Source organism: Magnetospirillum sp., assembly GCA_027532905.1.
GTDB lineage: Bacteria > Pseudomonadota > Alphaproteobacteria > CACIAM-22H2 > CACIAM-22H2 > Tagaea.
Map to the genome: position 1 here is coordinate 987,804 of JAPZUA010000002.1, position 20,011 is coordinate 1,007,814.

Below are 20,011 nucleotides of genomic sequence, written 5' to 3' on the forward strand. Positions count from 1 at the left end.
AATGAACGATATCCGCGACGGCTTTGTCGGCACCATCGGCAACACGCCGCTTATCCGCCTGCGCAAGGCGAGCGAAGCGACGGGCTGCGAGATTCTCGGGAAGGCCGAGTTCCTCAATCCTGGCGGCTCGGTCAAAGACCGGGCGGCACTGCAGATGATCGTGGATGCCGAAGAGAAGGGCCTGCTGCGCCCGGGCGGCATCATTGTCGAGGGCACAGCCGGCAACACCGGCATTGGCCTTGCCCTCGTCGGCAACGCGCGCGGCTATCGCAGCGTCATCGTTATGCCCGACACGCAAAGCCAGGAGAAAAAGGATTTCCTGCGCCTCGTGGGTGCTGAATTGCGGCTCGTCCCGGCCGCCCCTTACGCCAATCCCAACAACTACATCAAAGTCTCCGGCCGGCTCGCCGAAGAGATCGGCAAGACGCACCCGGCCGGTGCCTTGTGGGCCAACCAGTTCGACAATGTCGCCAACCGCGAAGCCCATATCCGAACGACCGGCCCTGAGATCTTCAAGCAGACCGACGGCAAGGTCGATGCATTCGTCTGCGCGGTCGGCTCGGGCGGCACGCTTGCGGGCACGGCAACCGCGCTGCGTCGCCTCAAACCCGGCGTGAAAATCGGCATCGCCGATCCGTTCGGCGCCGCCCTCTACAGCTACTTCACCACGGGCGTGCTCAAATCCGAAGGCAGCTCGATCACCGAAGGGATCGGTCAGGGTCGCATCACGAAGAATCTCGAAGGGCTCACGGTCGACCACGCGTTCCGCATTTCCGACGAAGACGCGGTGCGCATCGTTTTCGACCTGCTGCGCGAAGAAGGTCTGTTCCTGGGTGCCTCGTCGGGCGTCAACGTGGCCGGTGCCATCGCGATGGCCAAGACGCTCGGCCCCGGCCACACGATCGTAACGATCCTGTGCGACGGCGGGGCGCGCTACGCCTCCAAACTGTTCGATCCAACCTTCCTGCGCAGCAAGAACCTGCCTGTACCCGACTGGCTCGGCAGTCCGAACGCGATCCCAATTCCAACCCCTTTGCAGACGGTGCAGCCATGAGCTTCCCGGCCCTCGTTTCAAGCGACTGGCTTGCTGCCCATCTCGACGACGCCAGCGTGCGCGTGCTCGACGGCTCGTACCACCTGCCGACCGCAAAGCGCGATGCCGCCGCCGAGTTTCTGGCGGCCCATATCCCGGGTGCCGCGTTCTTTGACATCGAAGCGATCAGCGACCAATCGAGCGCCCTGCCGCACATGCTGCCGACGACCGAGGCGTTTGCGGCGGCCGCGGGTGCCCTCGGCATCGATGCGGACACGCATGTTGTGGTCTACGACGCGTACGGCCTCATGAGTGCGGCACGTGTGTGGTGGATGCTGCGCGTATTCGGCCACGACCGCGTCTCGGTGCTCGATGGCGGCTTCCCGAAATGGCGCAACGACGGCCATCCGGTCGAAGCGGGTGCTGCGCGCAACGCGTCGCGCCGCTTTTCCGCGACATTCCGGCCGGAGTTAGTGCGCGCCAAAGGCGATCTTGTCGCCAATCTCGAGGCGCCGGCATTCCAGGTGGTCGATGCGCGTTCGAATGCCAGGTTCCTCGCCCAAGCGCCGGAGCCGCGCGCAGGTTTGCGCGGCGGCCATATTCCGGGCTCGGCGAGCCTGCCCTACACGGCTTTGCTCGATCCGGCGACGCAAGCTCTGCTGCCGCCAGAGGCCATTGCCAAAATTTTTGCCGAGGCCGGTCTCGATATGGGCCAACCGATCGTCGCCTCGTGCGGATCGGGTGTTACCGCCTGCGTGCTGGCCCTCGGGCTCTACACGCTCGGCCACGCGAACACGCCCGTCTATGACGGCTCGTGGTCCGAATGGGGCTTGCCCGACGGCCCGCCGGTGGCGACGAACGCTTGAGCGCGCCATAATTCCGGGACCGGAAAGCGGTTTAGAAACGCACGCGCGCGCGGCAATGCATTGTGCATGAACTGCCCAGGTTCGCGCAGCCACAGTCCGTCATAGGTTCTGGATTTCGCTTCGGAGACCAGAACTTCGCGGGGAAGCTCGACGAGCTGCGCATGCCAGCCTGGCCGCAAGCGCTGAGCGCGACGCCGACTATGGGTCATACCGCGGTCGAGCAACGCATAGCCGTGGAAGTTGAACGCCCAATCGCCGCGAGCAACGAAGACATGGTTGCCGATCCCGGCCTCGGGCCGCAGCCACAGCGCTTTGGCGCCAAAAAAATGCCGCTCCAGAAAAGCGCAGGCCAGAACATGACAAGCGCCGGACGCAAAAAAAACGCGATCCGGCAAGGCTCAACGCATTGCCGGATCGCGCTTCGAACAGCCAGCCCTACGCGGCTGATACAAGGCTTCCTAATGGTTCAGGATCTGCGACAAGAACAGCTTGGTGCGTTCGTTCTGCGGGTTGCCGAAGAAGGCCTCGGGCTCGTTGGCTTCGACGATTTCGCCCTTGTCCATGAACACGACGCGGTCGGCGACGGCCTTGGCGAAGCCCATTTCGTGCGTGACGCAAATCATCGTCATGCCTTCGCGAGCGAGTTCGACCATCGTGTCGAGCACTTCCTTGACCATTTCGGGGTCGAGGGCCGAGGTCGGTTCGTCGAACAGCATGATCTTGGGCTTCATGCACAGCGAGCGCGCGATCGCAACACGCTGCTGCTGGCCGCCCGATAGCTGACCCGGATATTTGTTGGCCTGCTCAGGGATGCGCACGCGCTTCAGGAAGTGCATCGCCGTTTCTTCCGCTTCCTTCTTGGGCACTTTGCGCACCCAGATCGGCGCCAGCGTCAGGTTCTCAAGCACGGTCAGATGCGGGAACAGGTTGAAATGCTGAAACACCATGCCGACCTCGCGGCGGATTGCCTCAATGTTTTTGAGGTCGTTGGTGAGCTCGATGCCATCGACCATCAGCGTGCCCTTCTGGTGCTCTTCCAGACGATTGATGCAGCGGATCATCGTCGACTTGCCCGAACCCGAGGGGCCGCAGACGACGATCTTCTGGCCGCGCTCGCAGATGAAATCGATGTTCTTCAGCACATGGAACTCGCCGTACCATTTGTTGAGAGCCTTGAGTTCGATCATCGGCCCTTGTTTGGCGGCGGCTGGGGAAGCGGTCATGAGGGGGTTACTCCGTCGCTGAATGGCAGTGGGAATGGCGGTGGGATTAGCGGTGCTTGCTGCGATTGAGTTCGACTTCGATGCGTTGACTGTATTTCGACATCGCAAAGCAGAACACGAAATAGATGAGCGAGACGCCGAAATAAGCCTCGGGCCCGAAGCCGCGCCATTGCGGATCGGCAACCGCGACTTTGGCGGCATTTAGAATGTCGAGTAGGCCGATGATCAGCACGAGCGAGGTGTCCTTGAAGAGGCCGATGAAAGTGTTGACCATCGGCGGGATCACCAGGCGCAGGGCTTGCGGCAGAACGATCATCAGCGTGGCCTGCCAATAGGACAGGCCGAGCGCGTCGGCCGCCTCGTACTGGCCCTTGGGCAGCGCCTGCAGGCCGCCGCGCACGACTTCGGCAAGATAGGCGCCTGCGAACATGATGATCGCGATCTGCGCCCGCAGCAGCTTGTCGATCGACACACCCTCGGGCAGAAACAGCGGGAACATGACAGAGGCCATAAACAGCAGGCTGATCAGCGGCACGCCGCGGATCAGTTCGATGTAGACGACGCACATCGACTTGATCACAGGCATGTGCGAGCGCCGTCCAAGCGCGAGCAGAATGGCGAGCGGAAAGGCCAAGGCCAGCCCGAAGGTCGACAGGATCAGCGTCAGAACGAGGCCGCCCCAGCGCTCCTGCGGCACGTAGCTCAAGCCCAGTACCCCGCCCCACATCAGCACGGCGATGGTTCCAAGGCCTGCGATCCACGCGATCGGCAGCCGCATGTTCCAATTCGCGCGCATGGCGCTGAAGAAATAAAGACCGATGAAGATCGCCGACGACAAAGCCGGGCGCCATTGCTCGTCGAATGGATATGTCGCGAACAGGATGAAGCGCCATTTCTCCGGGAACAGCGCCCAGCAGGCACCAACGCCCTTGGCCGCCCGGCACTCGGCGGACGTGCCGATCCAGACCGCATTGAAGATGCCCCACGAGCCGAAGAAGAACACCGCCTTGGCGACGACGTAGAAAACGACCAGCGTGAGGGCTGTGTTGGCCCAGCTCGAAAACAGGTTGGCGCGCACCCAGGCCATGAGCTTCGACTCGCCCATGCCGCCCGCAGCGCCTATCGCAGCTGCATTTGCGTTGGCCATAACCTAGCGCTCCTTGAACGCAATGCGTTTGTTGTACCAGTTCATCAGCACGGAGATCGACAGGCTGACGGTCAGGTACGCCGCCATGATCATCGCAATGCCCTCGATCGCCTGCCCGGTCTGGTTCAGCGTCGTGTTGACGATGGACACGAGATCGGGATAGCCGATCGCCACCGCAAGCGACGAGTTCTTCGTGAGATTGAGGAACTGGCTCGTCATCGGCGGAATGATCACGCGCAGCGCCTGCGGGAGAATGACGAGCTGCAGCATCGGCCCGCGGCGTAGGCCCAGCGCCGAGGCCGCTTCGGTCTGGCCGTTCGGCACCGCGAGAATGCCTGCACGCACGATCTCGGCGATGAAACCGGCCGTGTACGTGACGAGGCCCACCAGCAAGGCCGCAAACTCGGGCGTCATGGTAAGGCCGCCCTGGAAATTGAAGCCGCGCAGCACCGGCCAATCCATCGCAGCAGGTGCGCCGCCGATCAGCCACACGACGAAGGGAGCCCCCACAAGCAAGCCGATCGTGGTCAGCAGCACCGGGAACTGTTCGCCGGTTGCCGCTTGGCGCACGCGCGCCCAGCGCGCCACGAAATACGAAGCGACGATCGCGGCGAGGACGGCGACGCCCATCCACGCATGGACCCAATGTTCGGCCGGGATTGGGATCTTGACGCCGCGGTTCGACAAGAACACGCCCGGCAACGCCTCGATCGCTTGGCGCGGACCGGGCAGGCTGTCCTGGAACATCGCCCACCAGAAAAACAGCTGCACCAAAAGCGGGAGATTGCGGATGAATTCGACATAGGTCGAGCACACGCCGGCCACGAGCACGTTCTTCGACAGACGCCCGATGCCGATCAGCGTACCCAGAATCGTCGCCAGCACGATGCCGATCACGGCAACGCGCAGCGTATTGAGAATGCCCACAAGCACGGCGCGACCGTAGGTGTCCTGCGGACCGTACTCGATCATCGTCTCGCCGATCGCGAAACCCGCCTCGCGCGACAGAAACGCCCAACCGGTCGTGAAACCGCGCGTGGCAAGATTGGTCAGCGTGTTGGAGATCAGCCACCAGCCACAAAAGCCGACGATGCCGACAACGACGACCTGCCAGAAAATTGCCCGGAACGTTGGATCGCTGAGCGAGAAACGCATTGCGTTTTCGCCGTTGCGTCCACCGGAGCCTGCCGATTGACCGGCCATCGCTCCACCCCTCTGTTCGCCGCAGACCGAAAAGACGGTTGCGACAGGTTACTGACTTTGCGGCTCTAGCGACCGCATTTTCTGTATTCAAGAACCGGGCCAAACTTCGGACAGGCCACGGGTTTCGGCGCTGCGGCGCCCGGGAACTTCGCGTTCCCGAGCGCCGACAGCCGGTCCCAAACTTAGCGGATCGGCGGGCTGTACATCAGGCCGCCCTTGGTCCACAGGTTGTTCACGCCGCGCTCGATGCCGAGCGGGGTGATGTTGCGCGTGAAGCTCTCGCCGTAATTGCCTACCTGCTTGATGATGTTGTAGGCCCAGCGATTGTCGAGGCCGAGCATTGCACCCATGCCGCCCGTGACGCCCAGCACGCGCTGGATGTTCGGGTTGGTCGACGTCATCAGCGAGTCGACATTGGCCGAGGTGATGCCCGACTCTTCGGCTTCAAGCATCGCGTAGTGGACCCAGCGCACGATATCGCCCCAACGCGCGTCGCCGTGGCGAACCGACGGTCCGAGCGGCTCCTTCGAGATCACTTCCGGCAGGATCACGTGGTCGCCCGGCACGGGCGTGCGCGAGGCGCGCACCGAAGCGAGGCCCGAGATATCGGTCGTGTAGGCGTCGCAACGGCCCGCGAGATACGCGGAAACGTTCTCTTCTTCGCGCTCGATGACGACGGGCGTGAAGCGGATGTTGTTGGCGCGGAAATAGTCGGCGAGGTTGAGCTCGGTCGTCGTGCCCGGCTGCACGCAGATCGTGGCACCGTTGAGTTCCTTGGCGCTCTTCACGTTCAGCGACTTCTTCACCATGAAGCCCTGGCCGTCGTAGAAATTGACGCCCGTGAATTCGAGGCCGAGCGAGGTGTCGCGCGACAGCGTCCAGGTCGTGTTGCGCACGAGCACATCGACTTCACCCGACTGCAGGGCCGTGAAGCGCTGCTGCGCGGTGAGCGCCGTATAGCGCACCTTGGTCGCGTCGCCGAAGACCGCTGCGGCGATGCCGCGGCAGACATCGACGTCGAGACCGGTCCACACGCCTTGCGCGTTCGGCAGGCCGAAGCCGGCCACGTTGCCGTTCGCACCGCACTGCAGGAAGCCACGTGCCTTGATGGCGTCGAGCGTGGGCGAGGTGGCCGTCTGCTGCGCCATGGCGGGCAGCGACGCGGCGACGGCGACGAACGCCGAAGCAAAAAGAAGAGCTTTGGTTTTCATTCGAAAGGCACTCCCTATGGGGTCAAGATTCTGGTCAAGCTTGAAAACGAGACAAGCGGTCGGGCGCATGCATGCCGACGGCTCTCCCCCCTCAATCGGGCGACGCTAACATGGTGGCCCGATGCGCCTCAATTGTTTTGTATGGAGACACTCGGGGGTTATGGTCCTGCGCCAACGCGGTGGCTATAGTCGTCCCAGCAAAACGTTTGGTTCAATCTTCCACAGCAAGCGTGAAAATCATGAAATCCGACACGAAGGTGACGACCCTTGGACGCGATCCCGAGGCCAATTTCGGCGTCGTCAATCCGCCCGTCTATCATGCCTCGACCATCCTGTTTCCGAGCCTCGAAGCCTACGACGCAGCGCAGAAGACCAAAACCAAGAACCAGATGCGGTATGGCCGCTACGGCACGCCTACGACCTTTGCGCTGCAAGATGCGATCGCCGAACTCGAGAGCGGCTATGCGTGTTTTGCTGTCGCTTCCGGGGCGGCAGCGGTTCTGTCGGTCTTGATGGCCTTCACGAAGGCGGGCGACCATGTGCTATGCACGGATAGCGCCTACGGCCCCACGCGCCAAGCCTGCAATACGATACTCAAGCGCTACGGCGTCGAGACGACCTACTACGATCCGGCGATCGGTGCCGCTATTGCCGATCTCATCCGCCCCAACACAACACTGTGCATGATGGAATCGCCAGGCTCGGTGACGTTCGAAGTGCAGGATGTGCCGGCTATCGCCGCGGCATGCAAAGCACGCGGCGTTGCGACCGCCATCGACAATACCTGGGCAACGCCGCTCTATTTCCGCCCGCTCGAGCACGGCGTGGACGTCTCGATCATGGCGGCGACAAAATACATCGTCGGCCATTCAGACGTGATGATGGGCGTGCTCAGCGTGCGCACGCAGGCGATCTACGACGCCGTGCGCCCGACGGTCGACACGCTGGCCGCACCGAGCGGGCCGGACGACCAGTACCTCGCCATGCGGGGCTTGCGCACCATGGCGCTACGCTTGAAGCAGCACCACCAGACCGGGCTTACTCTCGCGCGCTGGTTCCAGGCGCAACCGGAAGTCACGCGCGTGATGCACCCCGCCCTGCCCGGCGATCCGTCGCATGCGCTGTGGCAGCGCGATTTTTCGGGTGCGAGCGGCCTGTTCGGCTTCGTCATGAAACCCGTCGCGCGAAAAGCGCTTGCCGCCCTCATCGACGACCTCGAGTTGTTCGGCCTCGGCGCTTCGTGGGGCGGCTTCGAGAGCCTTATCCTGCCGCAGGACGTCCGCGCCGGTCGCACGGCAACGCCGTGGACGGATCCAGGACAGATCGTGCGCATCCATGCCGGCCTCGAAGCGCCCGAAGATCTGATCGCCGATCTCGAGCGCGGCTTTGCGCGCATGCGCAAGGCCGTCTCGGCGGGCTAGCAGGCGGCGATGGACAACGCCGTCGAATCGCTGCTGGCCGAGATCGCCTTCGACGGCCAAGGCCTCGTTGTAGCGATCGCCCAGCAGCACGATACGGGCGAAATCCTGATGGTCGCCTATATGAATCGCGATGCCGTGCGCGAGACGCTTGCGACCGGCGCCGTGTGCTATTGGTCGCGCAGCCGCATGCGACTTTGGCGCAAGGGCGAAAGCTCGGGCCAGCGCCAGCGTTTGGTCGAATTTCGCGTCGATTGCGACGGCGACGCGGTGCTCGTGCGCGTCGACCAGACAGGCGTTGCCTGCCACACCGGCCGGCGCGATTGCTTCTTCCGCGTCGTCCGCGACGGCAAATGGGTCGTCGACAAACCGGTTCTGGTCGATCCGGACAAACTCTATGGCGGCTAAACCCAGCACCGCCGCCCGCAAGCCGACCAACAACGCCCCGCGCTTGCGCATCCTCCTGGGCGAAGCGATCGCGGTCGGCCCCGGTAAGGCCGATCTGCTCGCCGCGATTGCGGCCGAAGGGTCGATTTCGGCGGCCGCACGCACGATGGGCATGAGCTATCGCCGCGCCTGGCTGCTGGTCGACGAGCTCAATCGCGTCTTTGTCGGTCCCGTGGTGGTCAGCGAAACCGGCGGGCGCCGCGGCGGCGGTGCTGTTCTGACGGCCCTCGGACAAGATATCCTCAGGCGCTATCGCGCAATGGAGCAGCGTGCCGCCGCCAGCGTTGCTGACGATATTCGCGCATTTCGCGCCTTGCTTCATGAAAAAGCCAATTTTTAACAGGTACTTGCATGCCATCCAGGCAAACCTACGGCAAATTTCATAAAATGCTTGCATCGCTTGAGTTCAAACCGTATATTTCGATGTAACTACGGATCGGTCGAAGACCGTCCGAATTTGGCAGTCAGAAGGACCGTCCTCCATGGTGGCACTCTCGCCACTCACCGCTGGGTCGCCTGCGCCGGGTTTCGTCCGGCCGACGGTGGCCGTGCAAGCGCAGCCAAGTCAGGCACCGTCGAATAGCGCGACGGGGAATGCCACAGTTGCGCCTGCAGCTACGCCGGTCGTCTCGATTTCGATTGGCGGCGGTGCAGCGTCGTCGGCGATTGCCAACCAAGTCCGTTCTGAACTCATCAACAGCAGCCGTGCACTCGCCGCCGGCGGCGATCCCTCGGCCGCAAGCGGGCGCCCGGCTGCCGCCGTCCCCACACCGCCCTATTCGCAAAATGTCGGGCTTTACGACAATTCGACGCGCGTTTTCGTCGATATCGTCCTGTCCGGCGACTCCGGCAAGCGCGTCGCGCGCGTCTTCGGAACGCCGCCGCCGCCGAAAGCGAAAGAAGAACCCGTCGATATCGTGGCGTAACGGTCGGTTTTGCGATTTGTTCGCAAGACATAGACGTTACTTTTCGATTAACGTGCAGCGTGATCAGACGTTAAATCGAAGCCGCGATGACCGAGTTTGGCGACACCCTCAATAGCCTGGACGCAGTCGGGCCCGAAAAGGCGCTCGGCGTTTTCGTGGCCGCCGTGCGTGCCGCCGTCCCCGACGCACCCGCCTGCTATTTCGATCTGATGGCGGCCGACGGTGCCGAACGGCGCAAACTGCAGCGCCAATGCGAAACGCACTTCAACACGCTGTCGATCGAACTGCGCAAAACGATTCGCGGCAACGCGATCGCCAGAGCGCAGGAAATCGTGCAAAGCCCGTTCGAGCGCCTGGCGGCCACGATGAGCGCTTCGCTCGAGCAGACTAGCCTAGACGATCTGTTTCCGAAGTGACGGGTCCAAAGCAGCCGATAGGCGGCGCTATTGGCGAGCCCAGCTGGATTCGAACCAGCGACCTACAGCTTAGAAGGCTGTTGCTCTATCCAGCTGAGCTATGGGCCCGCAACTCGAGGGTCAGCGAACGCGATCGTATTTGAAATTGTCGGCATAGGCTTTGGGCCGGATGCGCGACGCCTGCGGCACGCCGAGTTCGACCGCAATGCCGTGGTGTTGGGCATAGGCGAGCGCTTCTTCCTGGGTTGCGAAGCGCAGCTGCAATTGGCCCGACGTGTCGGAGGAACCGGCCCAGCCCATAAGCGCATCCGGGCGCTTGGCGGCACCCGGCTCGAATTCGAGCACCCAGGCATGGGTCTTGGCACGCCCGGATTGCATGGCGGTTTTGGCGGGCTTGTAGACGCGCGCAGGCTTGTCCATATCGGTCCTCGGAGGCGGCCTCGAAGCGACGGCGTTAAGCGCCGACCAAGCCCTTCTATAGCAGAAAACCGCCGAGTCAAGACAGAGCCCGGAGGGATCGCGAGGGCGCCTCAGAAGTAGACGAAGGCGCCGTCCGAATCCATGGTCCCAAGGGCTGCGACCGACTGCCCCAGAATTGTAACCGAATTGCCGCTGCCCAGATCGATCACAAGGTTTCCGCCGACGTCGCTCGCGGCATTCGTCACGTCGGTGATCGTCGCGAAACTCGGATAGATCAGAAGATTGATCCTGTCGCCGGATGCGTAATCGACGATCGTGTCAGCACCCGCAGACAGCAGGAACGTGTCGCTGCCCGCACCGCCGGTCATGCGGTCGCTGCCGCCCTCGCCGTTCAGCACGTCGTTGCCGTCGCCGCCCGTAATCGTGTCGTTGCCGGCCCCGCTGCTGATGCGCACGCCGACGCCGCCGGTCACGACGATGGTGTCGTTGCCGGCACCCGACGTGATCGTTTCGACGTTGGAAACCGTCACGGTGTTGGCGGCACTTGCAAGCGTGAGCCGGTCGTTGCCGTCGCCCAAATCGACCGTGCCGTTCGAAACGGCGCTGCCGAGCGTCACGGTATCGGCGCCGGAATCGCCGACGATGGTCTCGATATTGGTGAGCGTGACCGTGTTGGCGCCGTTGAACAGGGTCAGGCTGTCGTTGCCCGTGCCCAGATTGAAGGTTTGGCCGCCGGTAAAGGCAGCACCCAGCGTTACGTTGTCGCTGCCGGTACCGCCCACAAGGGTTTCGACGTTCGTCACGGTCAGCGTGTTGGTGAAGTTGCCGAGCGCCAGGCGGTCGTTGCCGGCCCCCAGATCAACGAGGCCCGCCGTGATTGCGGTCGACAGCACGATCGAGTCGTCGCCGGCAAGGCCGGTCAGCGTCTCGACGTTCGAAATCGAGATCGTGTTGGCGCCGTTGAACAGGACCAGCTGGTCGTTGCCGGCACCGAGATTGACGAGCCCGCTCGTGCGCGCGCTGCCGAGCGACACCGTATCGTCGCCGGATCCGCCGACGATGGTTTCGATGTTGATCACGGTGATCGAATTGCCGCCGTCGGCCAGCGTCAGACGGTCGCTGCCGTTGGCAAGGTCGATCGTCTCGCCGAGCGTGTAGGTAGTGCCGAGCGTAATGTTGTCGGCATTGGTGCCGCCGATCAGCACTTCGACGTTGATGAGGGTCAGCGTATTGGCGAAGTTGCCCAGGGTCAGGCGGTCGGCACCGCCGCCCAGATCGATGGTACCCGACGTGATCGTCGAGCCGAGCGTGACCGTATCGGCGCCGAGGCCGCCGATGATCGTTTCGATGTTGGTTAGCGTCACCGTGTTGCCGGTGTCGGCAAGCGTCAGACGGTCGTTGCCAGTACCCAGATTGAAGGTCTCGCCGCCCGTGAACGAGGCGCCGAACGTCACGTCGTCGGCACCCGTGCCGCCGATGACGGTTTCGACGTTGATGACCGTGACGGTGTTCGTGAAATTGCCGAGCACCAGGCGGTCGCTGCCGCCGGCCAGATCGATGGTGCCGTTGGTGATGCCGGCACCCAGCGCAATCGTATCGTTGCCCGCGGCCGCCGTGATCGTCTCGACATTGACGATGGTGAGCGTGTTGTTGCCGTTGAACAGTACGAGATTGTCGTTGCCGGCCCCCAGATCGATGGTGCCGCTCACACGCGCCGTGCCCATCGTGACCGTGTCGTCGCCCGAGCCGCCGACGATCGTCTCGACGTTCGTGACCGTAACCGTGTTGCCGCCGTCGGCGAGCGTCAGGCGATCCGACCCGGCGCCCAGATCGATCGTCTCGCCCGCGATCAGAGCAGCGCCAAGAGAAATCGTGTCGGCATTGGCACCGCCGACGATCGCCTCAACATTCACGATCGTGAGGCGGTTCGCGAAATTGCCGAGAACCAGACGGTCGCTGCCGTCGCCCAGGTCGATCGTGCCGCTCGTGACGCCGGTTCCAAGCGTCACCGTGTCGGCCCCGATGCCGCCGATCACGGTTTCGATGTTCGCGACCGAGATCGTATTGCCCAAATCGCCGAGGATCAGACGGTCGTTCCCGCTTCCGAGATTGAAGGTCTCGCCGGCCGTGAAGGCGGCGCCAAGCCACACGGTGTCGGTGCCCGTGCCGCCGATCACCGTCTCGATGTTCACGACCGTGACGGTATTGGCGAAGTTGCCGAGCGCAAGACGGTCGGTTCCGGCCGCCAGATCGATCGTGCCGTCGGTGAGCTGCGTCGCAAACGCGATCGTGTCGTTGCCAGCATTCGCCGTCACGGTTTCGACGTTGGCGAGCGTGATCGTATTGTTGCCGTTGAACAGGATGAGATTGTCGCTGCCCGCGCCCAGATCGACCGTGCCGGTCGTGCGCACGGTGCCGAGCGTGACCGTGTCGTCGCCCGAGCCGCCGATGATGGTTTCGACGTTGACGATCGTGATCGTGTTGCCGCCGGCCGCGAGCGTGAGACGGTCCGCACCGTTGGCCAAATCGATCGTCTCGCCGGCCGTGTAGGCCGTGCCGAGGGTCACGTTGTCGCCGCTGGCCCCGCCCGTCAGCACCTCGACATTGATGATTGTCAGCGTGTTCGAGAAATTGCCGAGCACCAGCGTGTCGGTGCCGTCGCCCAGATCGATAGTGCCGCTCGTGATCGCATTGCCGAGCGTGACCGTGTCGGCCGCAAGCCCGCCGACGATCGTCTCGATATTCACGAGCGTCACGCTGTTGCCGGTATCGGCCAGCGCCAGACGGTCGTTGCCGGCTCCGAGATTGAAGGTCTCGCCCGCCGTGTAGGAGGCGCCAAGCGTGACGTCGTCGGTGCCCGTGCCGCCGACCAGCGTTTCGATGTTGATGACGGTCAGCGTATTCGTGAAATTGCCCAGCGTCAGACGGTCGTTGCCGCCCGCCAGATCGACCGTGCCGTTGGTAATGCCGGTCGACAGCGTGATCGTGTCGTTGCCGGCATTGGCGGTAATCGTCTCGACATTCGCGATCGTGAGCGTGTTGTTGGCATTGGCGAGGATCAGCGTGTCGCTGCCGCCGACCAGATCCACCAGGCCGCTTGTGCGCGCACTGCCAAGCGTCACGGTGTCGTCGCCCGAACCGCCAACGACCGTTTCGATGTTCGTGGCCGTGATGGAATTGCCGCCGGCCGCCAGCGTGAGACGGTCGGCGCCGCCGGCAAGATCGATGACCTCGCCCGAGCTGTAGGCCGAGCCGAGCGTTACCGTGTCGGCACCGGCGCCGCCGGTCAGCGTTTCGACGTTGAGGATCGTAAGGCCGTTCGAGAAGGCGCCGAGAATGAGCTGGTCGTTGCCGTTGCCGAGATCGATGGTGCCGGACGTGATCGTCGTGCCAAGCGTGATCGTGTCGTCGCCGTTGCCGCCGACGATCGCTTCGATATTGACGATCGTGACGTTGTTTCCAAGGTCGGACAGGATCAAGCGGTCGGTGCCGCCGCCCAAATTGAAGGTCTCGCCGCCCGTATAGGCGGCACCCAGCGTGACCGTGTCGTTGCCGGCACCACCGACGAGGGTCTCGATATTTGAGATCGTCAGCGTGTTCGCGAAATTGCCGAGCACAAGCCGGTCGGAGCCGTCGCCCAGATCGTAGGAGCCGGCCGTCACCCCACTCGACAGCGTAACCGTGTCGTTGCCGCTGTTGCCGATAACCGTTTCGGCGTTGGCGATGGTCAGCGTGTTGTTGCCCGAGCCGAGCGAGACCTGGTCGTTGCCGCCGGCAAGATCGACGAGGCCCGCGGTCCGCGCCACTGCGAGCGTGACACTGTCGTCGCCGGTACCGCCGACGACGGTTTCGATGTTCGTGGCCGTGATCGAATTGCCGCCGGCCGCCAGGGTCAAACGGTCGCTGCCCGCACCGAGGTCGAAGGTTTCGCCGCTGCTGTAGCTGTTGCCGAGCGTGATGTTGTCGGCAGCCGTGCCGCCGACAATGCCTTCGATGTTCGTGGCCGTGAAGGTATTGGCGAAGTTGCCGAGAATGAGCTGGTCGTTGCCGCCGCCCAGATCGTAGGTGCCGGAGACGACCGCGGTTCCGAGCGTCACCGTGTCGTCGCCCGATCCGCCGACGACGGTCTCGATGTTGATCAGCGTCACGCGGTTGCCGGCATTGTCGAGCACGATACGGTCGTTGCCGAGGCCGAGATTGAACGTCTCGCCGCCTGTATAGGCAGCGCCGAGCGTGACGTCGTCCCTGCCCGTTCCGCCAACCAGCGTCTCGATATTGTAGATCGTCAGCGTATTCGTGAAATTGCCGAGAATGAGCTTGTCGTTGCCGTCGAGCAGATCGACCACGCCGTTGACGACCGCCGAGGAGAAGGAAATCGTGTCGTTGCTCGAGGACGCGATCAGCGTTTCGACGTTGCTGATGGCGATCGAATTGTTGCCTTCGGACAGGATCAGCTGGTCGTTGCCCGAACCCAGATCGATCGAGCCGGTCGTCACGACCGAACCCAAGGTGACCGTGTCGTCGCCGCTGCCGCCGATGACCGTCTCGATGTTCAGCACCGAAACCGTGTTGCCGCCGGCCGCCAGCGTGAGACGGTCGTTGCCGACGCCGAGATCGAACAGCTCGCCGTTCGCAAACGCCGTGCCGAGCGTGACGTTGTCGTTGCCGATGCCGCCGGTGATCGTCTCGACATTGACGATCGTGACCGTATTCGCGGAATCGCCGAGAATGAGCTGGTCGTTGCCGTCGCCCAGATCGATCGAACCCGACGTGACGACCGAGGCGAGCGAAACCGTATCGTCGCCGACGCCGCCGACCAGCGATTCGACGTTGCCGACCGTGATCGTGTTGCCGCTGTCGCCGAGTTGGAGATGGTCGCTGCCGGCCCCAAGATTGAAAAGCTCGCCGCCAATATAGGCCTGGCCGAGCGTGACCGTGTCCGCCCCCGTGCCGCCGATTACCGTCTCGATATTGTAGACGGTGGCGGTGTTCGAAAAGTTGCCCAAGATCAGGCGGTCGTAGCCGGCAAGCAGATCGACCGTGCCCGAGGCGATCGCGTCGCCGAGCGTGATCGTATCCGCACCTTCGGAAGCGACCAGCGATTCGACGCCGATGACGGTAAGGGTATTATCGCCGAGCGAAAGATTGAGCGTGTCGGTGCCCGAGCCAAGATCGACCACACCGCCGGTCTGCGAGCCGCCGAGCGTGACGGTATCGTCGCCGGCCTGGCCGTTCACCGTTTCGATGCTGGTGACGGTGATCGAGTTGTTCGTGTTGGCGAGCGTGAGCTTGTCGTTGCCGCCGGCGAGATCGAACGATTCGCCGCCAATGTAGGATTCGCCGAGCGTCACGTTATCGTTGCCGGTTCCGCCCGTGATCGTCTCGATATTGAAGACCGTCACGGTATTGGCGGAATCGCCGAGGATAAGATTGTCGTTGCCCACGCCAAGATCTACGGAGCCAGCCGTGATGGCCGTGCCGAGTGTGACCGTATCGTCGCCGGTGCCGCCGACCACGGTCTCGACGCCCGAGACCGAAATCGTATTGCCGAGATTGCCCAGCACGAGGCGATCGTTGCCGAGGCCGAGCGTGAAATGTTCGCCGTTTGTGAAGGCGGCACCGAGTGCGACCGTGTCGTTGGCCGTACCGCCCACGACCGTCTCGATGTTGAGGACCGTCACCGTATTGGCGAAATTGCCGAGGATCAGGCGGTCGTTGCCGTCCGAAAGATCGACCGTCGAACCGTTGAGTGCTGCGCCGTAGGTGATCGTGTCCGTGCCGGACGTCGCGACCAACGTCTCGACATTCAGCAGCGTCAGCGTATTGAAGCCCGATCCCAGGATCAGCTGGTCGTTGCCCGAACCGAGATCGATGATGCCCTTGGTCTGGCCGTTGCCGAGCGTGACCGTGTCGTCGCCGGCCCGGCCCGTGATGGTTTCGACATTGGAGATACTGAGCGTATTGTTGCCCGTGGCGGCGAAGGTGATACGGTCGTTGCCGCCGCCGAGGTCGTAAAGCTCGCCCAGAGTCTGCGCGCCGTTGAGAGTCACGATGTCGGAGCCGGTACCGCCGGTCAACGTCTCGATGTTGGCCGCGACAAAGCTGTTTGTGGAGTTGCTCAGCACCAGCCGGTCGTTGTCGCCGCCCAGATCGATGGTACCGGTCGTGAAGGGCGAGCCCAGCGTGACCGTGTCCGACAGCAGGCCGCCCGTAATCGTCTCGACATTTACGACCGAGACGATATTGACGCCGTCGGCCAGACGCAGGCGGTCGTTGCCCGCACCAAGATCGATCAGCACGCCGCCAGACGCAGCAGCCGAGCCCAGCGTGATGCTGTCGTTGCCTGTGCCGCCGAGAATCGTCTCGATGTTGTAGAGCGTGGCCGTGTTCGTGAAGTTGCCCAGGATCAGGCGGTCGTTGCCGCTCGAGAGATCCATTTCGGCGTTCATGATCGACTGAGCAAGCGTGATCGTGTCGGCACCGGAACTCGCGACCAGCGTTTCGACATTGAGGATCGTGATGCTCGTGCCCAGAGCCGACAGCGTCAGCGTGTCCGCACCGCCGCCGAGATCGACGAGCCCCAGCGACTGGGCTGCCGCGAACGTCACGTTATCGACGCCCGTGCCGCCGATCACCGTTTCGATGTTGGCAACCGTGATGGTGTTGCCGCCATTGGCGAGGACCAGCCGGTCCGTGCCGCCCAAAAGATCGATGTTGCCGGTCGTGATGACCGTGCCGAGCGTGATGTTGTCGTTGCCGGAAGCGCCGATCAACGTCTCGACGTTCGTGACCGTAACCGTGTTCGTGAAGGTGCCGAGCACCAGCCGGTCGTTGCCCGCCCCCAGATCGATGAGGCCGCCGAGTTGCGCGCCCGCCAGCGTGACTGTATCGGCCCCTGTACCGCCGATGATCGTTTCGACATTGACGACAGTCAGAACGTTGCCGCCGGTCGCGGCCGTGCCGCCGGTGCCGCTCGAAGCGCTGTTCGCAAGGATCAACCGGTCATTGCCGAGGCCCAGATCGATATAACCGAGCGTTTGCGCAACTCCGAGCGTTACGGTATCCGCACCGCCGCCGCCCAGAATCGTTTCGGCGTTGGAGATCGTGAAGGAGTTGTTGGCCGTCGCAAGGCGCACGGAATCGAGGCCAGCCAGCGCGTCGAAACGCCCGCCGCCAATCGAGGCACTGAATACGACCGTGTCGGCACTTGCCGTGCCGGTTTGGGTCGTCAAGCTCGAGTAGGTAACTGCCCGCGCTGCCGTCGTCGTGGCTACTGTAGACGACATATGAATGTCGCTCCTTCTGGAGTCCTACTCTTCGACCTTTTGTCGCTAAAGCATATAGCAGATTTTCTAATGCTAAAGCAAGGCAACTGGCCAGATCGAACGCAATGTAACAAATTTTTACTAAAATTCTATTAATATTGCAGACGCTAGTTAATTTTCTTGTGACATAACCCAATACCCCGCGTCACACCCGCCGCCGTTAATTCGGTTTGATGATCGCTGCAGTCTGACCGAACAGGATTTTCTTGGCCGCCTCGTCCATGGTCGGTTTGGCGTTAATTGCAGCCGCCTTGGCATAAGCGCGTTGCGTGGCAGGTCGCGCTTGGATCGTCTCAAACCAGCGCTTAAGATGCGGAAAATCCTCTAGCTTCTGCCCTTGGCGCTCGTAAGGTACGATCCACGGATAACAGGCCATATCGGCGATCGAATAATCACCAGCAATAAACGCTCGATCCGCAAGTCGCTTATTAAGAACACCATATAAACGGTTTGTTTCATTAACATATCGAGAAATCGCATACGGGATTTTCTCAGTCGCATAAACGGCAAAATGATGGTTCTGCCCGGCCATCGGTCCAAGGCCGCCCATCTGCCAAAAGAGCCATTGCAGCGTGTCGGTCCGCGTCGGCAAATCTGCCGCTAGGAACCTTCCTGTCTTTTCAGCAAGATACAGAAGAATTGCACCGGATTCGAAAAGCGAAATCGAGGCAATACCGCCGTTCGGCGCCTGATCGACGATTGCCGGTATCCGGTTGTTCGGCGCCACCTTCAGAAAGTCGGGCTGAAACTGCTCGCCCGCCCCGATATTGACCGGGATAATCCGATAGGCGAGTTCGGCCTCTTCCAAGAACATCGTCACTTTGTGACCGTTTGGGGTCGTCCAGTAATAGAGGTCGATCATAATTGCCTCGTTTGCATGCGCTGATGCGAACCGCACCATGCTGCCCGATCCCTGTCAATCCAAGTCGCAGTGCCCATCGCGCTTTGCACGGGTCGAGTTGCCGGATATTCAAGATTGATATAAAATCTGAACTCTTTGATTCAGAACCGAATTTACCGCGCGAACCGACATGCCGATTGCCGCGTTCAAATCTACTTATTTGTTGTGGGGGTGCCTCGCGGCACTCGTGCTGCTGCCGTTGCTGACGGTGGGCTTGCTCTATCTCGGCATTTTGTCAGAGCGCGAACGCTTTGCCGCCTTCTCGTCGGTCGCCACGCAATTGCAAGGGATCCAGGATGCCGAAGTCGATTTTTCGCTCGCACGCCGCGCGTCGCAAGCCTATCTGCGCATCGGCGACCCGGTCGATCGCGAAGCTTCACGCAGCTTGATCGAGACCAGCCGGCAAAAACTCGCCGCGGTGCAAAGTCCCGGCGGCAACGATCCAACCGACCGCATGCTCGCAGCACTCGACGCGCAGTTGGCGCGCTACGACCAAGCATCGCAAGTGATGTTCGAACTCGTTTCGAAACGGCGCACGCTTGCCGACCAGCGCCTGCGCAACATTGCGGGCCAAATCGACAGCGACCTTGCCGAATACACGACGCGCTGGCAACGCAGCGGCCTCAACGCGATCGCGGGCCCCCTTGCCCTCGCCCGTGCCGCGATCGCCGACCGGCAGCTTCGTTCCGGCTATCGTCCCGACGATCTCGCCGCTGCCGTCGCCCGGCCCTTTGCATTGGCGGCGACCGCCGAAATCGCCGAGCCCGAAGCCGCAGCGATCGTCCGGCGCATCGAGGCACGCTTGGCGAATTTCATCGCGGGCTGGCGCGAAATGATCGAAATCAACGCCCAAATCGCGAACCTGACGGACAGCGATATTCTCGCGATCGGCCAGACGATCAGCAGCCGCTTCGAAGCGCTCGCCGATGCGGGCACCGCGCGTCAAGCGTCGATCTACCAGGCGAGCCACCGCGCTTCCGCCAGCGACGACATCCTCGTTTCGATCGTGGCTGCAGCAACGTTGCTTGCCGCCGGTGCCGGCGCTTTTGCCGCCTCGCGGCTGTTCGCCCAGCAAACTTTGCGCATCCGCAACGAACGCGCGAAGCGCAAAGCGCTCGAAAACGTGTTGGCCCAGCTCGAGGCCGCCGTGCGCAGCGGCGCCTTAGGCGAGGGCACGCCGCAAAGTACAACACGCGCCACTGCCGCAATGCCGGAGCCGAAGCCGGAACCGGAGAATGCGGCCGAACCAAGCGCGGTGGCGCTCGCGAACGACATGCCGCAAGTGGTCGAACCGGTGCCGCAAAAGGATGCGGCGCCGGAAGCAGCCACTGCACGCACGGGCCCCACGGCCGAGCCGACCAACGACGATCTCATCAAGATGCTGCTGGCATCCTTGCCCGCCACGCCCGCACGCAACGCCAATTGAACCGCATCTGCGGTTCGCGTACCGTGAATCGTGGCTTTCTCTTTTGCCG

At 62.7% G+C, this 20,011-nt stretch carries 15 protein-coding genes and 1 tRNA gene; 8 read left to right on the forward strand and 8 right to left on the reverse strand.

Annotation, left to right across the window (positions count from 1 at the left end):
* The first annotated feature begins 1 nt into the window (after position 1).
* Together O9320_12745 and sseA are read left to right on the forward strand one after the other, a co-directional pair.
* Complete coding sequence (locus O9320_12745; protein MCZ8311716.1) at positions 2–1,054, forward strand: cysteine synthase A; 1,053 nt, start codon at positions 2–4, stop codon at positions 1,052–1,054.
* Positions 1,051–1,899 carry a 3-mercaptopyruvate sulfurtransferase gene (gene sseA, locus O9320_12750; GenBank protein MCZ8311717.1) on the forward strand — a complete coding sequence of 283 codons (849 nt, stop codon included), beginning with the start codon at positions 1,051–1,053 and terminating at the stop codon, positions 1,897–1,899. Before O9320_12745 ends, sseA begins: the two co-directional genes overlap by 4 nt.
* A 458-nt stretch (positions 1,900–2,357) precedes the next feature.
* Here the strand turns inward: sseA and O9320_12755 are convergent, their stop codons facing one another.
* The 4 genes from O9320_12755 to O9320_12770 all read right to left on the reverse strand — a co-directional run bounded on the left by O9320_12755 (position 2,358) and on the right by O9320_12770 (position 6,683).
* Positions 2,358–3,122 carry an amino acid ABC transporter ATP-binding protein gene (locus tag O9320_12755; protein ID MCZ8311718.1) on the reverse strand — a complete coding sequence of 255 codons (765 nt, stop codon included), beginning with the start codon at positions 3,120–3,122 and terminating at the stop codon, positions 2,358–2,360.
* 46 nt (positions 3,123–3,168) lie between these two features.
* Positions 3,169–4,269, reverse strand: a complete 1,101-nt coding sequence (locus tag O9320_12760; GenBank protein MCZ8311719.1) for an amino acid ABC transporter permease — start codon at positions 4,267–4,269, stop codon at positions 3,169–3,171.
* Between the two features lie 3 nt (positions 4,270–4,272).
* A complete protein-coding gene (locus tag O9320_12765; protein ID MCZ8311720.1) occupies positions 4,273–5,472 on the reverse strand; it encodes an amino acid ABC transporter permease in 1,200 nt (399 codons plus the stop codon).
* 182 nt (positions 5,473–5,654) lie between these two features.
* Positions 5,655–6,683 (reverse strand): amino acid ABC transporter substrate-binding protein, encoded by a 1,029-nt coding sequence (locus O9320_12770; protein ID MCZ8311721.1) that lies wholly within the window; start codon positions 6,681–6,683, stop codon positions 5,655–5,657.
* A gap of 239 nt (positions 6,684–6,922) precedes the next feature.
* On the opposite strand from O9320_12770, the gene metC reads away from it, so the two are divergent.
* The 5 genes from metC (at position 6,923) to O9320_12795 (ending at position 9,890) form a co-directional block, all read left to right on the forward strand.
* Positions 6,923–8,104 carry a cystathionine beta-lyase gene (metC, locus tag O9320_12775; protein ID MCZ8311722.1) on the forward strand — a complete coding sequence of 394 codons (1,182 nt, stop codon included), beginning with the start codon at positions 6,923–6,925 and terminating at the stop codon, positions 8,102–8,104.
* A 9-nt stretch (positions 8,105–8,113) separates the two neighbouring features.
* Positions 8,114–8,509, forward strand: coding sequence for a phosphoribosyl-AMP cyclohydrolase (hisI, locus tag O9320_12780; protein ID MCZ8311723.1), 396 nt, complete (start codon positions 8,114–8,116; stop codon positions 8,507–8,509).
* Positions 8,499–8,888, forward strand: coding sequence for a LysR family transcriptional regulator (locus O9320_12785; protein ID MCZ8311724.1), 390 nt, complete (start codon positions 8,499–8,501; stop codon positions 8,886–8,888). The genes hisI and O9320_12785 overlap by 11 nt, the downstream gene beginning before the upstream one ends.
* A 142-nt stretch (positions 8,889–9,030) precedes the next feature.
* The gene (locus tag O9320_12790) at positions 9,031–9,474 is read left to right on the forward strand and encodes a hypothetical protein (GenBank protein MCZ8311725.1); all 444 of its coding nucleotides are present in this window, start codon (positions 9,031–9,033) and stop codon (positions 9,472–9,474) included.
* Between the two features lie 86 nt (positions 9,475–9,560).
* A complete protein-coding gene (locus O9320_12795) occupies positions 9,561–9,890 on the forward strand; it encodes a hypothetical protein (GenBank protein ID MCZ8311726.1) in 330 nt (109 codons plus the stop codon).
* Between the two features lie 31 nt (positions 9,891–9,921).
* Here the strand turns inward: O9320_12795 and O9320_12800 are convergent.
* The 4 genes from O9320_12800 to O9320_12815 all read right to left on the reverse strand — a co-directional run bounded on the left by O9320_12800 (position 9,922) and on the right by O9320_12815 (position 18,497).
* Positions 9,922–9,998: transfer RNA gene (locus tag O9320_12800), tRNA-Arg, on the reverse strand.
* Between the two features lie 12 nt (positions 9,999–10,010).
* Complete coding sequence (locus O9320_12805; protein MCZ8311727.1) at positions 10,011–10,310, reverse strand: ETC complex I subunit; 300 nt, start codon at positions 10,308–10,310, stop codon at positions 10,011–10,013.
* 110 nt (positions 10,311–10,420) lie between these two features.
* A complete protein-coding gene (locus O9320_12810; protein ID MCZ8311728.1) occupies positions 10,421–17,596 on the reverse strand; it encodes a calcium-binding protein in 7,176 nt (2,391 codons plus the stop codon).
* A gap of 199 nt (positions 17,597–17,795) precedes the next feature.
* A complete protein-coding gene (locus O9320_12815) occupies positions 17,796–18,497 on the reverse strand; it encodes a glutathione binding-like protein (protein ID MCZ8311729.1) in 702 nt (233 codons plus the stop codon).
* 169 nt (positions 18,498–18,666) lie between these two features.
* Here O9320_12815 and O9320_12820 point away from each other — a divergent pair, with 169 nt between their 5' ends.
* On the forward strand, positions 18,667–19,962 hold the full coding sequence (locus O9320_12820) for a hypothetical protein (GenBank protein MCZ8311730.1): 1,296 nt from the start codon (positions 18,667–18,669) through the stop codon (positions 19,960–19,962).
* Positions 19,963–20,011 lie beyond the last annotated feature (49 nt).

Excerpts from the sequence above, each read along its gene's own strand:
- O9320_12745 (MCZ8311716.1), top strand. The coding sequence starts at position 2 with ATGAACGATATCCGCGACGGCTTTGTCGGCACCATCGGCAACACGCCG.
- sseA (MCZ8311717.1), top strand. The coding sequence starts at position 1,051 with ATGAGCTTCCCGGCCCTCGTTTCAAGCGACTGGCTTGCTGCCCATCTC.
- O9320_12755 (MCZ8311718.1), bottom strand. The coding sequence starts at position 3,122 with ATGACCGCTTCCCCAGCCGCCGCCAAACAAGGGCCGATGATCGAACTC.
- O9320_12760 (MCZ8311719.1), bottom strand. The coding sequence starts at position 4,269 with ATGGCCAACGCAAATGCAGCTGCGATAGGCGCTGCGGGCGGCATGGGC.
- O9320_12765 (MCZ8311720.1), bottom strand. The coding sequence starts at position 5,472 with ATGGCCGGTCAATCGGCAGGCTCCGGTGGACGCAACGGCGAAAACGCA.
- O9320_12770 (MCZ8311721.1), bottom strand. The coding sequence starts at position 6,683 with ATGAAAACCAAAGCTCTTCTTTTTGCTTCGGCGTTCGTCGCCGTCGCC.
- metC (MCZ8311722.1), top strand. The coding sequence starts at position 6,923 with ATGAAATCCGACACGAAGGTGACGACCCTTGGACGCGATCCCGAGGCC.
- hisI (MCZ8311723.1), top strand. The coding sequence starts at position 8,114 with ATGGACAACGCCGTCGAATCGCTGCTGGCCGAGATCGCCTTCGACGGC.
- O9320_12785 (MCZ8311724.1), top strand. The coding sequence starts at position 8,499 with ATGGCGGCTAAACCCAGCACCGCCGCCCGCAAGCCGACCAACAACGCC.
- O9320_12790 (MCZ8311725.1), top strand. The coding sequence starts at position 9,031 with ATGGTGGCACTCTCGCCACTCACCGCTGGGTCGCCTGCGCCGGGTTTC.
- O9320_12795 (MCZ8311726.1), top strand. The coding sequence starts at position 9,561 with ATGACCGAGTTTGGCGACACCCTCAATAGCCTGGACGCAGTCGGGCCC.
- O9320_12805 (MCZ8311727.1), bottom strand. The coding sequence starts at position 10,310 with ATGGACAAGCCTGCGCGCGTCTACAAGCCCGCCAAAACCGCCATGCAA.
- O9320_12810 (MCZ8311728.1), bottom strand. The coding sequence starts at position 17,596 with ATGTCGTCTACAGTAGCCACGACGACGGCAGCGCGGGCAGTTACCTAC.
- O9320_12815 (MCZ8311729.1), bottom strand. The coding sequence starts at position 18,497 with ATGATCGACCTCTATTACTGGACGACCCCAAACGGTCACAAAGTGACG.
- O9320_12820 (MCZ8311730.1), top strand. The coding sequence starts at position 18,667 with ATGCCGATTGCCGCGTTCAAATCTACTTATTTGTTGTGGGGGTGCCTC.